The organism is Rhizobium sp. FKY42, from assembly GCF_005222835.1.
In the GTDB taxonomy this organism is placed as follows: domain Bacteria; phylum Pseudomonadota; class Alphaproteobacteria; order Rhizobiales; family Rhizobiaceae; genus Neorhizobium.
Map to the genome: position 1 here is coordinate 86,147 of NZ_STGA01000021.1, position 11,935 is coordinate 98,081.

12 protein-coding genes and 2 tRNA genes are annotated in these 11,935 nt (G+C 55.5%); 12 read left to right on the forward strand and 2 right to left on the reverse strand.

Features of this window, described 5'->3' with window-relative positions; all coding sequences use genetic code 11:
- Positions 1-63: 63 nt before the first annotated feature.
- Complete coding sequence (gene gloA, locus E8M78_RS08270) at positions 64-504, reverse strand: lactoylglutathione lyase (RefSeq protein WP_137134617.1); 441 nt, start codon at positions 502-504, stop codon at positions 64-66.
- Between the two features lie 213 nt (positions 505-717).
- Between gloA and E8M78_RS08275 the strand changes: the two genes are divergently transcribed.
- The 7 genes from E8M78_RS08275 to E8M78_RS08305 all read left to right on the forward strand — a co-directional run bounded on the left by E8M78_RS08275 (position 718) and on the right by E8M78_RS08305 (position 5,011).
- Entirely contained in the window at positions 718-1,296 is a 579-nt protein-coding gene (locus E8M78_RS08275; RefSeq protein WP_137134618.1) for a cold-shock protein, read from the forward strand.
- Complete coding sequence (locus tag E8M78_RS08280) at positions 1,296-1,766, forward strand: DUF192 domain-containing protein (RefSeq protein WP_137134619.1); 471 nt, start codon at positions 1,296-1,298, stop codon at positions 1,764-1,766. The genes E8M78_RS08275 and E8M78_RS08280 overlap by 1 nt, the downstream gene beginning before the upstream one ends.
- 167 nt (positions 1,767-1,933) lie before the next feature.
- Positions 1,934-2,010: transfer RNA gene (locus tag E8M78_RS08285), tRNA-Pro, on the forward strand.
- Positions 2,011-2,145: 135 nt separating this feature from the next.
- Entirely contained in the window at positions 2,146-2,451 is a 306-nt protein-coding gene (locus E8M78_RS08290) for an ETC complex I subunit (protein WP_137134620.1), read from the forward strand.
- A gap of 15 nt (positions 2,452-2,466) precedes the next feature.
- Positions 2,467-2,543, forward strand: a tRNA-Arg gene (locus E8M78_RS08295).
- Between the two features lie 718 nt (positions 2,544-3,261).
- The gene (locus E8M78_RS08300; RefSeq protein WP_137134621.1) at positions 3,262-4,008 is read left to right on the forward strand and encodes a cytochrome c biogenesis CcdA family protein; all 747 of its coding nucleotides are present in this window, start codon (positions 3,262-3,264) and stop codon (positions 4,006-4,008) included.
- Positions 4,009-4,039: 31 nt separating this feature from the next.
- Complete coding sequence (locus E8M78_RS08305; RefSeq protein ID WP_170973367.1) at positions 4,040-5,011, forward strand: AEC family transporter; 972 nt, start codon at positions 4,040-4,042, stop codon at positions 5,009-5,011.
- Here the strand turns inward: E8M78_RS08305 and E8M78_RS08310 are convergent.
- Complete coding sequence (locus E8M78_RS08310; RefSeq protein ID WP_137134623.1) at positions 4,976-6,190, reverse strand: UbiH/UbiF family hydroxylase; 1,215 nt, start codon at positions 6,188-6,190, stop codon at positions 4,976-4,978. The two genes, E8M78_RS08305 and E8M78_RS08310, sit on opposite strands and share 36 nt — an antisense overlap.
- Positions 6,191-6,333: 143 nt before the next feature.
- Here E8M78_RS08310 and pcsA point away from each other — a divergent pair, with 143 nt between their 5' ends.
- The 5 genes from pcsA to E8M78_RS08335 all read left to right on the forward strand — a co-directional run bounded on the left by pcsA (position 6,334) and on the right by E8M78_RS08335 (position 11,912).
- Complete coding sequence (gene pcsA, locus E8M78_RS08315; protein ID WP_170973368.1) at positions 6,334-7,068, forward strand: phosphatidylcholine synthase; 735 nt, start codon at positions 6,334-6,336, stop codon at positions 7,066-7,068.
- A gap of 163 nt (positions 7,069-7,231) precedes the next feature.
- Positions 7,232-8,794, forward strand: coding sequence for an ABC transporter ATP-binding protein (locus E8M78_RS08320; protein WP_170973372.1), 1,563 nt, complete (start codon positions 7,232-7,234; stop codon positions 8,792-8,794).
- Positions 8,784-9,875, forward strand: coding sequence for an ABC transporter permease (locus E8M78_RS08325; RefSeq protein WP_137134624.1), 1,092 nt, complete (start codon positions 8,784-8,786; stop codon positions 9,873-9,875). Before E8M78_RS08320 ends, E8M78_RS08325 begins: the two co-directional genes overlap by 11 nt.
- Before the next feature lie 3 nt (positions 9,876-9,878).
- A complete protein-coding gene (locus E8M78_RS08330) occupies positions 9,879-10,793 on the forward strand; it encodes an ABC transporter permease (protein ID WP_137134625.1) in 915 nt (304 codons plus the stop codon).
- Between the two features lie 45 nt (positions 10,794-10,838).
- Positions 10,839-11,912 (forward strand): BMP family ABC transporter substrate-binding protein, encoded by a 1,074-nt coding sequence (locus E8M78_RS08335; RefSeq protein ID WP_137134626.1) that lies wholly within the window; start codon positions 10,839-10,841, stop codon positions 11,910-11,912.
- Positions 11,913-11,935 lie beyond the last annotated feature (23 nt).

Genomic DNA, 11,935 nt, shown 5'->3' on the forward strand with positions numbered 1-11,935 from the left:
GGCTTGGCGGGCGCAGCGGTGTCCTGCGCCTGCCAATCGTGGCTGAGGAATGCCCTTCGACGTTTACCAGCTGCCGGTGTTCTGCATCGAAGCCCAGGGTTCGGCAGGCGCGAGCGCGGGACCCTTCTGAAGCAACTCAATGGAGATTCCGTCTGGGGACTTCACGAATGCCATATTGCCGTCGCGCGGCGGCCTGTTGATGGTAATCCCTTTGTCCATTAGCTGCTGGCAGAATTCGTAGATATCATCTACTTCGTAAGCGAGATGGCCGAAATTCCGCCCACCCTGATAATCTTCCGTATCCCAGTTGTAGGTAAGTTCAAGCAGAGGGGCCTTCACGGAAGTGCCAGACTCAACGTCTTCCGGCGCAGCCAGGAAGATCAGAGTAAAGCGGCCTTTTTCATTTTCGATCCGTCTGACTTCCGTGAGACCAAAGATTCGAGTGTAGAAATCAAGTGACGCATCGAGGTCCTTGATGCGGACCATGGTGTGCAGATAGCGCATGGATCGCTTAGCCTTTCAGTCTTTAAGTGCATGGATGGAGATTTCCTGTCACGATATGGGCGCTGGACAGCTTCAGACAAGGCGATTTCGCGATAAAAGGCCGGGAAAATGAAGAAGTGAGGACTTGCGCTAGACGAACTGCTCAATGTTAACTTATCTTCTAAGAATCAGTTAACCGTGACTCCGTAGACGCGTAAACCAGGGGCTGACAGAATGGCGGATAGAATGTCATCGAAAGGCATTGCCAGTTTCGAGGATCTGGCAGTAGATCCGGTTGAGCTGATTGAAATCACCGGCGTCGTAAAATGGTTCGATGTTGCCAAAGGTTTTGGTTTCATTGTGCCGGACAATGGAATGCAGGACGTGCTGTTGCATGTGACATGCCTGCGTCGGGATGGTTTCCAGACGATCCTCGAAGGAACGCGTATTGTGGCGTTGATCCAGAAGCGTGATCGGGGTTACCAGGCGTTTCGGATCCTTTCCATGGATCAGTCGACAGCAGTCCATCCGTCACAACTTCCACCTATTCGCACTCACGTTCAGGTTACGCCGACCAGCGGTCTTGAGCGTGCACTGGTCAAGTGGTTCAATCGTACCAAGGGCTTTGGCTTCCTGACGCGTGGTGAGGGCACAGAAGACATTTTCATTCATATGGAGACGTTGCGACGTTTCGGCCTCACGGAGTTGCGTCCGGGCCAGGTTGTTCTCGTCAGATATGGGGATGGAGATAAAGGTCTTATGGCTGCTGAAGTTCATCCCGATGGCCCCTCCATTGTATCGCGGGCACATTGATGTTTGGATATGTCGTTAAGTTTACGAGCGCCTTTTTGGCGCTCTTTCTGTTTTCGGTGATACCTTCCTCGGCGCAATTGAAGTTTCCAACCGAGCAACTGACAATTCAGACAGCAACGGGTCCTCAGGTCTTTACGGTAGAGATTGCAGTTGATGGGCCGCAGCGACAGCAAGGCTTGATGTTCCGCGAAAAGATGGCCGCCGATGCAGGCATGTTGTTCGACTTCGGTACCTCGAGAGCGGTGGCAATGTGGATGAAGAATACGCTGATTCCGCTGGATATGCTGTTCATTGACGACAAAGGCATCATCCAGAATATCCATGAGGGAGCCAAGCCACATGATGAGACTCCCTTGTCGTCGGGCGGTCCTGTCAAATATGTGCTGGAGTTGAATGGTGGAGCGGTGAAGGCGCGCAACATCGCGGTTGGCAACAGAGTTCTTAGTCCGCAAATTGGAAACGCCAGATAACCTGGGCGATTTGCATTGACGCGTTCAGCGCCGGTTCACAGCTGTTTTGGCGCCGTGCTTCTGCTGTGGATGTCAATTTGAAAATGCCCTTGTGAATTTGAGAGAGAAAGTGAAATTTGCTGTTGCGGACACGGGGTGAAGCGTGTATCTCGCACACATCGGCGGAACGGAGTGTAGCGCAGTCTGGTAGCGCATCTGGTTTGGGACCAGAGGGTCGGGAGTTCGAATCTCTCCACTCCGACCACCGTCTTAAAGCGACGGTTAAGCTTCCTCCAGTAGATGCGGGATCAAGCCATCTTATGGTGGACGGAACCTGCAGCTGGATTTAGAATTTCCACGTATTGCTCAGAATCAATACGTGAAAGGGAGCTTCGAAGATATGACCGCCAAGATCTTTCGTCCTGCAAAAACGGCAATGCAATCTGGCAAGGCGAAGACTCATCTTTGGGTTCTTGAATTCGATCAGGAAGAGCCACGCAGCATCGACCCGATCCTTGGCTACACCTCCTCTTCGGACATGCGACAACAGGTTCGATTGACATTCGAATCAATGGAGCAGGCTGTCTCCTACGCAGAGCGCAACGGTATCGAGTATCGCGTCTTGCCGCCGAAAGAAGCGACGCGGCAGGTCGTGTCCTATTCTGATAATTTCCGTTTCAATAGAATTCAGCCCTGGACACACTGATCTGTACAGGGCCGTGGCCCCTTAGCTCAACTGGATAGAGCAACTGCCTTCTAAGCAGTAGGTCGCAGGTTCGAGTCCTGCAGGGGTCGCCAATATTCCAATAATTCAACAGATATTCTGCTTGTATATGTCTGTATAAGAATGTCGAGGAGTTCATCCGACGTTCGGAATTGGTCTCTCATCGTAAAACGACCAAAAGCCCGCTTATCTATCGCAGGCGGGCTTTCTTATTAGACTTTAAAGCGCGCCGCACCTTATTGGATTCGATAGAGCCGCGCTTTAGAAATTCTATCTCGTTTGAAGGTAGGCTAAATGGTGGGTTGATTGGATCTGTGCGATGCTCGTATTTTGGCTGATGACCTTTAAGATTTACGAGGCTTGCTTTTGACGGCCCAAGGGCCGCCAAAATCGTATTGCTGTTTGATGTAAATCAAGCCGAGTTGGAAAAATTATTAAATCCCGTCGCGCCAGCGAAAATAGGCAATGCTGCCAGCACCCAGCGCCGCAGCCAGAACCAAGCCAGAAATGATCATACTACTCTCCTCCAAGAATGATCGAAAAAACACCGCGCTCCTCAACGCGGCGATGTGTCACAGCATCACAATGCCGCTGCTTTGACAACCCTTGGACGATCGATTGGTTCAGAAACGCGGATTCTATGAGCATTTGCGGTGGCGAAGTTCTATCGTAGGGGCGTAGGTCCGGCTGTGAACCAGAAGGTGACTGGAATTTATTGCATCTCGGGCGTATGGCCACGGCCAGCCTTATGAAGTGGGGCTACGCCGGGCAGGGACGATTCAGGAGAAGCCAGTGTCGATTGCCGAGATCTCATTGTTCAGCGCCTTGATCGCCGGCGCACTGTCGTTTCTGTCGCCCTGCGTGCTTCCGCTCGTTCCGCCCTATATTTGCTATATGGCCGGGATTTCCGTTGAGCAGTTCCGCAATGGCGCTCAGACCCAGGCGGTTGAAGCGCGCCGTTCTGTCCTCATCACCGCACTCTTCTTTACTCTCGGTTTCGGTAGCGTCTTCGTGGCCCTCGGAGCTGGCGCATCCTCCATTGGCATGGTGCTGCGCCAGCACCTGGATCTTCTGTCGAAGATTGGTGGCCTGATTATCATCGTGATGGGGCTGAACTTTTTAGGCGTGTTCCGGATAGGCCTGCTTGCGCGCGAGGCACGTTTCCAGTCAGGCGGGAAGCCCGCCACACTTTCGGGTGCTTATATCATGGGTCTGGCATTCGCGTTTGGCTGGACGCCCTGCATAGGTCCCGTGTTGGGCGCGATCCTCGGTGTCGCAGCATCGCGTGAAACTGTATCGGATGGGGCACTTCTGCTTGCCGTCTATTCCCTTGGTCTTGCAGTGCCGTTCTGGATCGCGGCCGCATTTTCCGGAGCGTTCATGCGTTTTCTGGCCCGCTTCCGCCGTCATCTGGGAATGGTCGAAAAAGTCATGGGCGTTCTGCTGGTTGTGACTGGCGTGGCTTTTATGTTTGGCTTCATTAGCGATATCGCAATTTGGTTCCAGCAAAGCTTTCCAATCCTTATGAAGATCGGATAGACCGGTCACGCATACTCATGTTCTGCCGGGAATGAGTCGATTGGCTGCCACGCTCGCATTGTTGATTCCTTTCTTCGGCTTGATTGCAATCGGCTTTGTGGCGGCACGCCTGAGTACGCTGAACGCCGATGCTTTGGGCTGGATGAACATTTTCATCGTTTATGCCGCGCTTCCCGCATTGTTCTTCAAGCTGGTCTCGCGAACGCCGATGGCGGACTTGACGCGGGTCGATTTTATTTTCACTCAATTGACGACGGTTTACGGTGTCTTTTTCCTGATGCTGTTGATCGCCAGTGTTTGGAGGCGAGTGACATTGGCGGAAGGGGTGATTCAGGCCTTCGGCGCCGCGTATGGAAACATCGGCTATATGGGGCCTGGCTTGGCTTTACTCGTCTTGGGCGATGCCGCCGCCGTTCCAGTAGCGCTCATTGTCTGCTTTGAAAATGCAGTTCATTTTGTGGTGGCGCCCGCCTTGATGGCGATTGCGAAGGGTGATGCACGTCCACCGCTCGCGGTCGCGCTCGATGTGACGAAACGCGTTTCAATGCATCCATTCATTGTGTCGACCTCTTGCGGGTTTGTTTTCGCCGCGTTTCAAATCTCCATTGCTGCACCGCTTCAGCAGCTTATTGATTATCTTGCGCAAGCTGCCGCACCATGCGCACTGTTCGCCATGGGAGTGACGCTGGCTTTACGCCCGCTGAAGCGCATTCCGGTCGAAATCGGCTATATCACCCTGGTAAAGCTGCTGGTTCTGCCGACTGTAATGTATCTGTCGCTATCATGGGTCGGCGGGTTCGATCGAAATTGGATCTATGCCGCCGTCCTGCTCGCTGCTCTGCCGACAGCCACAAACGTCTTCGTCATCAGTCAGCATTACAATGTCTGGCAGGAAAGGGCGTCAGCAACAGTCTTAATCACTACGCTATTGTCGGTCCTGACTTTGCCGGTCGTTCTCTACCTAATCTCATCCGGCTTTTTGACGGTTGAATGGACGCCTTAAACTCTCTGCAAGATCCTTGAAGCTCCGCCCAGGCTCGATCCCTTCGCGCATCAGAATATTGCGCAGGGGACCGGAAGCCGTCAAAAGATGCAGACCTGTGGCGCGTGCCACCTGCATGGGCAGGAAATCCGACAGCAGGGAACGGTTCAGGAGATCGACACCAAGAGTACGGGTCATGACATCGGCGCGGCGTTGGCGGTTGAAACGATCCCCCGCATCGGCGGTAATCGCAGCCTTCGTCGGAGAACTGAGTAGTTTCACCAATTCAATGACATCGCGTAGTGAGAGGTTAAGGCCCTGCGCGCCGATCGGGGGAAATGCATGTCCGGCTTCACCAATAAGTGCGATACGACCTTTACCGAAGCGCTCCGCCATCAGGCTGGAGAGTGGCCAGGCTTCTGGCGCGCCTTCAACGGAAACCTGTCCCAGCATGGATTGCATCCGCGTCTCGACAGCCAGCGAAAGCTCGGCAAGCGGCAGCGCAACAAGTCTCTCTGCCTCTTGCGGCTTGACGACCCAAACGAGGCTGGAACGCTTGCTTGGCAAAGGAACCTGCGTGAAGGGCCCGGTCTCCGTATGAAACTCCGTCGAGACATTGTTATGCGGCTGTTCGTGGGAGAAGTTGAGTACAACTGCCGTCTGGGGATAGGCCCACCGACGGGTAGAGATCCCTGCAAGTTCGCGTACACGCGATCCCCGGCCGTCTGCCGCCACGACGAACTCGACCGATAGATAGGTGCCGTCGTTCAGTAAAAGCGTGACCGAGTCATCTTCAATGCTTAGCGTGTCGAGGCTCGCATCAATACGCTGCAGATTGGGCTCGGACAGAATCGAGGCCCTCAGTACCTTCATCAGGTCCTGATTGGGGATATTGTAACCAAAGGCGTAGAGCCCCACATCGGCTGCCCGGAACTGAGCCGGTGGCGCGCGCAGAAGTCTTTTGGTGCCGTCCAGAATCTGCATCGTGCTGAGAGCCGCAGCACCGTCCTGCAGTGTTTCCCAAATGCCTAGACCGTCGATAAAGCGAATGGATTGATCCATCAGCGCAGTCGTTCGATGATCCTGTCGTTCAACGAGTGGCGCGATTAGTGCAACTTTGCGCCCGGCGCGAGCGAGCGCCAAAGCCGCTATGGAACCAGCCAGACCTTCACCTACAATTGCGATCTCGAAGTCCTGCATCTCACGTCTTCTTTTCGTTTTGACCTGCATGCTATTTAAGCAAACTCCGCAAACTTATCCATGGGCTGACCGGGATAAGGTTGCAAAGCGCGCCGATTGGCCGCATATCGTCAAGTCGCGAACTATGTTGGTCGGAGTGGGGCGTGATCAGGCGAATTTTCAACTACCGCAAAGTGCCCTATGCCGAGATTCGTGCCTTTTCCGTGCATGTGTTGACGGCTTCCGGCTCATTTCTGGCGTTCCTCGGCGTGGTCGCTGCGGCAGAGCATCGGTTTGTCGATATGTGGTGGTGGCTTGGTCTCGCCCTTCTGATCGATGGTATCGACGGCCCGATTGCGCGCAAGGTCCGTGTGAAGGAAGTTCTGCCGAACTGGTCTGGCGATACGTTGGACAATATCATCGACTATGTAACCTACGTGCTTTTGCCCGCATTCGCGCTCTATCAAAGCGGTATGATCGGCGAAACCTGGTCTTTCGTCGCCGCCGGAATGATTGTCGTATCGAGCGCGATTTATTATGCCGACATGGGCATGAAGACGGATGAATATTTCTTCTCCGGCTTCCCCGTTGTCTGGAACATGGTCATCCTAACGCTCTTCGTCATCAAGCCATCGGAAACGGCGGCTCTTGTTGTGGTCGTTGCTGCCGTCATCCTGACCTTCCTCCCGATCAATTTCCTGCACCCGGTGCGCGTCAAAAGGCTGAGACCGCTAAACCTCGGCATCTTCCTGCTCTGGTGCGCGCTGAGCGGCTATTCCCTGCTTCTGCAATTCGACTCGCCCGCGTGGCTTGTTTGGAGCGTGGTTCTGACCGGGATCTATCTCTTCTGCATTGGCGGCATCCTGCAGCTTTTCCCCAGCCTCGGGAAAAGCAGTTAAGTATTCGCTTAATCACGTCTTTTCTGTTGTGCGCAGCAACAAAACTTGTATCAATTGAAGGCCGTCCAGCATCGCTGGAAAAATTGCGGCACGTCGCTTTGATAATCGCCTCAGAAGAAGGCGGCATGGCTGAACGTGTGAGGGGATACGAGTGACTAAAACGATCGACAAGGAAGCGGTGCCGCTTCTTCAGGTTCGAGGCTTGACGAAATATTTCGGCAGCTTCGCCGCAAATAACGGCATTGATCTGACGATAGCGCATGGCGAAATTCATGCGTTGCTGGGTGAAAACGGTGCGGGAAAATCCACGCTCGTCAAAATGCTGTTCGGCGTTCTTCAGCCAAGCGCAGGCGAGATCGTCTGGACCGGTAAGCCACAAACAGTCACATCACCCGGCCATGCGCGTTCGCTTGGTATCGGCATGGTGTTCCAGCATTTTTCGCTGTTTGAAGCACTGACCGTTGCCGAGAATATCGCGCTGTCGCTCGATCCAAAGATTCCGCTTGCAACAATTGCGGAAGAGGCCGCGGCCCTGTCTCGCGCCTACGGCCTACCGTTGGATCCAAGCTCGCATGTCGCCGATCTTTCGGTCGGCGAGCGCCAGCGTATCGAGATCGTTCGCGCGCTTTTGCAAAACCCCAAGCTCATCATTCTGGATGAGCCAACCTCGGTCCTGACGCCGCAGGAGGCGGACAAGCTTTTCGAGACACTCTTCAAGTTGAAGGCTGAAGGTCGGTCTGTGCTCTACATCAGCCATCGGCTTGAAGAAGTTCAACGCATCTGCGATCGCGCAACCGTTCTGCGCCATGGCAAGGTTACAGGCGCTTGCGATCCGCGCCGGGAAACGCCGGCATCGCTTGCCCGCATGATGGTGGGATCGGAAGTTGCCGCCGTTCATCGCGCCGACGCAAACGTTCTCGGAGCTACGCTCGTCGATGTTCGCCGTCTGAATGTGCCTGCACGAACGCCGTTTGCCGTGACGCTGAAGGATGTTTCGCTTCGTGTTCGCGCAGGTGAGGTGCTGGCGATTGCCGGTGTTGCCGGTAACGGCCAAGGCGAGTTGTTTGATGCGCTTTCGGGTGAATATCCGGTTGCCGACGCTGAGACGATCCGCATGCGTGACAAGCCGGTGGGGCGCCTTGGCATCAATGGCCGCCGTATGCTTGGGGCAGGCTTCGTTCCTGAAGAACGCCATGGCCATGCAGCCGTTTCGGATATGTCCCTGTCCGACAATCTTCTACTGTCGCGAAGCCAGTCCGACCGGACGGCATTTCTTGCTGGCGGCTTTGCCTCGGTCATCCGGCATGACACAATTCGTTCCGCTGCAAAGCGCATTTGCGATATGATGGATGTACGCAAGAGCGGCGACGACCCGGCGGCAGCATCCTTGTCTGGCGGCAATCTCCAGAAATTCATCATCGGCCGTGAACTGGATCGCCAACCGTCCATTCTCATCGTCAACCAGCCGACCTGGGGCGTGGATGCCGGTGCGGCTAGCCGTATTCGCCAAGCCTTGATCGATCTCGCGCGTTCTGGTTCCGCGGTAGTGGTCATCAGTCAGGATCTGGACGAGATCTTTGAAGTGGCGACCAATATCGCAGTCATCTCCGAGGGTCGGCTTTCGCAGCCTTTCCCCGCAGGGGAACTGACTCTGGAAAAGATCGGCCTGCTCATGGGCGGTATCCATGATTCGACACATGGCGGGGAGACTGCCCATGCGCATTGAGCTTGAAAAGCGCGCCAGTGCCTCCAGCCTGTTCCAGATCGTCTCTCCGCTGCTGGCGCTGGTTCTCACGCTTCTCTTTGGCGCGCTGATGTTCTGGATGCTTGGCAAGAACCCGGGCCACGCGCTGTACGCATTCTTCATTGAGCCTTTGCTGGAGGTCTGGTCGCTGCATGAGCTGGCCATCAAGGCCGCGCCTCTCATTCTGATCGCAGTCGGTTTGTCGGTCTGCTACAGGTCCAATAACTGGAATATCGGCGCCGAAGGCCAGTTTACCATCGGCGCGATTGTGGGTTCCATTCTGCCGGTTCTGGTGCCGCAGTGGCATTCGCCGCTGGTTTTGCCTCTGATGCTGATCATGGGGGCGATCGGCGGCGCATTGTTTGCCGCAATTCCCGCTCTTCTCAGGACCCGTTTCAACACGAATGAAATCCTGGTCAGCCTCATGCTGGTCTATATCGCCCAGTTGTTTCTGGATTGGCTGGTGCGCGGTCCGTGGCGTGATCCGAAAGGCTTCAACTTTCCGCAGACTATCAGCTTCGCCAAGGAAGCTGTGTTGCCGGAACTGCTCGAAAGCGGTCGCGCTCACTGGGCCATCGTCTTCGCGATCATCGCTGCGGTCGGCATCTGGTTCATGATGCGTTATATGCTGAAGGGCTTCGAAGTCACCGTGCTGGGACGCTCGGAACGGGCAGGGCGCTTTGCGGGCTTCTCGTCACGTCGAATGGTGTGGTTCTCGATGATGCTCTCCGGTGCCTTCGCCGGACTTGCCGGAATTTCGGAAGTCTCCGGCTCGATCAATCACCTCCAGCCAAGCATTTCCCCCGGATATGGTTTCACGGCCATTATCGTTGCATTCCTGGGGCGCTTGAACCCGCTGGGTATTATCGTGTCCGGCTTTATTCTCGCGCTCACTTATCTCGGCGGCGAGGCGGCGCAGCTGTCCATCGGGGTGTCCGACAAGGTAACACGCGTCTTCCAGGGGCTGCTGCTGTTCTTCGTCCTGTCCTGCGATACGCTGATCCTTTATCGCATCCGCATCGTTTTGAGCTCGGATCGGGCTGCCGTTGAGGGGAGGTCGTGATCCATGCTTGAGGCTATCCTGCTCACCATCATCACCGCTGCAACACCATTGGTCATTGCCGCAGTCGGTGAACTCGTGACAGAACGCGCCGGAGTGCTCAATCTCGGCGTCGAGGGAATGATGATCATGGGCGCGGTGTGCGCCTTTGCCGGATCCTACCTCACAGGCTCACCGCTACTCGGCGTGTTGTGCGGGATAATTGGCGGCGCTCTGTTTTCGCTGCTCTTCGGTTTCCTGACTCTCACGCTGGTGACCAATCAGGTTGCCACAGGCCTTGCCCTGACTATCCTCGGTCTCGGCCTGTCGGGTCAAATCGGCGAATCCTTTGTCGGGATACCGGGCGTGAAACTGCAGCCAATCGTGTTCCCCGTTCTGTCGGATATTCCCTTCGTCGGGCCGCTGCTGTTCAAGCAGGACATCACCTTCTACCTCAGCATTGCGCTGATTATCGGCGTGAACTGGTTTCTGTTCAAAAGCCGTACTGGTCTCAAGATGCGTGCAATTGGCGATAACCATGGTTCCGCTCATGCGCTTGGCATCAACGTCATTCGCACGCGCTATCTGGCGGTCATGTTCGGTGGCGCCTGTGCCGGTCTTGCCGGTGCGCAGCTTTCTCTCGTCTATACGCCGCAATGGGTGGAGAATATGTCCGCCGGTCGCGGCTGGATTGCTCTGGCGCTGGTGGTCTTCGCCTCATGGCGGCCGTGGCGCGTGTTTGCGGGCGGCTATATTTTCGGCGCCGTCGGCATCCTTCAGTTGCATGCGCAGGCGTTCGGCATTGGCGTGCCGTCGCAGTTTTTGTCCATGCTGCCTTACGCAGTCACTATTGTCGTGCTGATCATCATTTCGCATAATCGCCGCACGACGCTCATCAATACGCCAGCATCGCTTGGGAAACCTTTCGTTCCCGATCGGTGAAACGGTAACCGAACAACGAAGCTTCACGCCAAACAGGGGTTGAATATGAAGAAGCTCATTATCGCACTTGCCGCAACGGTAGCCGCACTCGGCGGTCTGTCCAGCGGCGCCCAGGCTCAGGAAAAGACCAAGGTCTGCTTCGTCTATGTCGGCACCAAGACAGATGGTGGCTGGACCCAGGCGCACGATATCGGTCGCCAGGAACTTCAGAAGGCCTTTGCTGACAAGATCGAAACGCCTTATCTTGAAAGCGTACCGGAAGGCCCGGATGCAGAGCGTGCGATCGAGCGTATGGCCCGTTCCGGCTGTGCGATGATCTTCACGACATCGTTCGGCTTCATGGACGCGACCGTGAAAGTTGCCGAGAAGTTCCCGAAGGTGAAGTTCGAGCATGCGACCGGCTTCAAGGCCGGACCGAACCTCGCAACCTATAATTCGCGCTTCTACGAAGGCCGCTACATTCAGGGCCAGATCGCTGCCAAGATGTCCAAAAAGGGCCTCGCAGGCTACATCGCCTCCTTCCCGATCCCGGAAGTTGTGATGGGCATCAACGCCTTCGAACTCGGTGCGAAGTCGGTCAACCCGAACTTCAAGCTCAAGGTCGTCTGGGCTAACACCTGGTTCGATCCGGGCAAGGAAGCCGATGCTGCGAAGGCTCTGATCGATCAGGGCGTTGATATTCTGACGCAGCACACAGATACGACCGCTCCGATGCAGGTTGCTGCCGAACGCGGAATTCTGGCATTCGGTCAGGCGTCTGACATGATCGCTGCCGGTCCGAAGACCCAGCTGACGGCAATCGTCGACACCTGGGGCGCCTACTACATCAAGCGTACCAAGGCGCTTTTGGATGGCACCTGGAAGTCCGAGCAGATCTGGGATGGCCTGAAGGACGGCATCCTGACCATGGCGCCGTATACCAACATGCCTGACGATGTGAAGGCGATGGCGGAAGAGACGGAAGCCAAGATCAAGTCTGGCGAACTGCATCCTTTCACCGGCCCGATCAACAAGCAGGATGGCTCCGCTTGGCTGAAGGCTGGCGAAAAGGCTGACGACGGCACGCTGCTGGGCATGAACTTCTATATTGAAGGCGTTGACGACAAGCTTCCAAAGTAAGCTTTGCCCACGCCTTGAATTCA

Excerpts from the sequence above, each read along its gene's own strand:
- E8M78_RS08310 (WP_137134623.1), bottom strand. The coding sequence starts at position 6,190 with ATGCAGGACTTCGAGATCGCAATTGTAGGTGAAGGTCTGGCTGGTTCC.
- E8M78_RS08280 (WP_137134619.1), top strand. The coding sequence starts at position 1,296 with ATGTTTGGATATGTCGTTAAGTTTACGAGCGCCTTTTTGGCGCTCTTT.
- E8M78_RS08275 (WP_137134618.1), top strand. The coding sequence starts at position 718 with ATGGCGGATAGAATGTCATCGAAAGGCATTGCCAGTTTCGAGGATCTG.
- E8M78_RS08335 (WP_137134626.1), top strand. The coding sequence starts at position 10,839 with ATGAAGAAGCTCATTATCGCACTTGCCGCAACGGTAGCCGCACTCGGC.
- E8M78_RS08330 (WP_137134625.1), top strand. The coding sequence starts at position 9,879 with ATGCTTGAGGCTATCCTGCTCACCATCATCACCGCTGCAACACCATTG.
- E8M78_RS08305 (WP_170973367.1), top strand. The coding sequence starts at position 4,040 with ATGAGTCGATTGGCTGCCACGCTCGCATTGTTGATTCCTTTCTTCGGC.
- gloA (WP_137134617.1), bottom strand. The coding sequence starts at position 504 with ATGCGCTATCTGCACACCATGGTCCGCATCAAGGACCTCGATGCGTCA.
- E8M78_RS08325 (WP_137134624.1), top strand. The coding sequence starts at position 8,784 with ATGCGCATTGAGCTTGAAAAGCGCGCCAGTGCCTCCAGCCTGTTCCAG.
- E8M78_RS08290 (WP_137134620.1), top strand. The coding sequence starts at position 2,146 with ATGACCGCCAAGATCTTTCGTCCTGCAAAAACGGCAATGCAATCTGGC.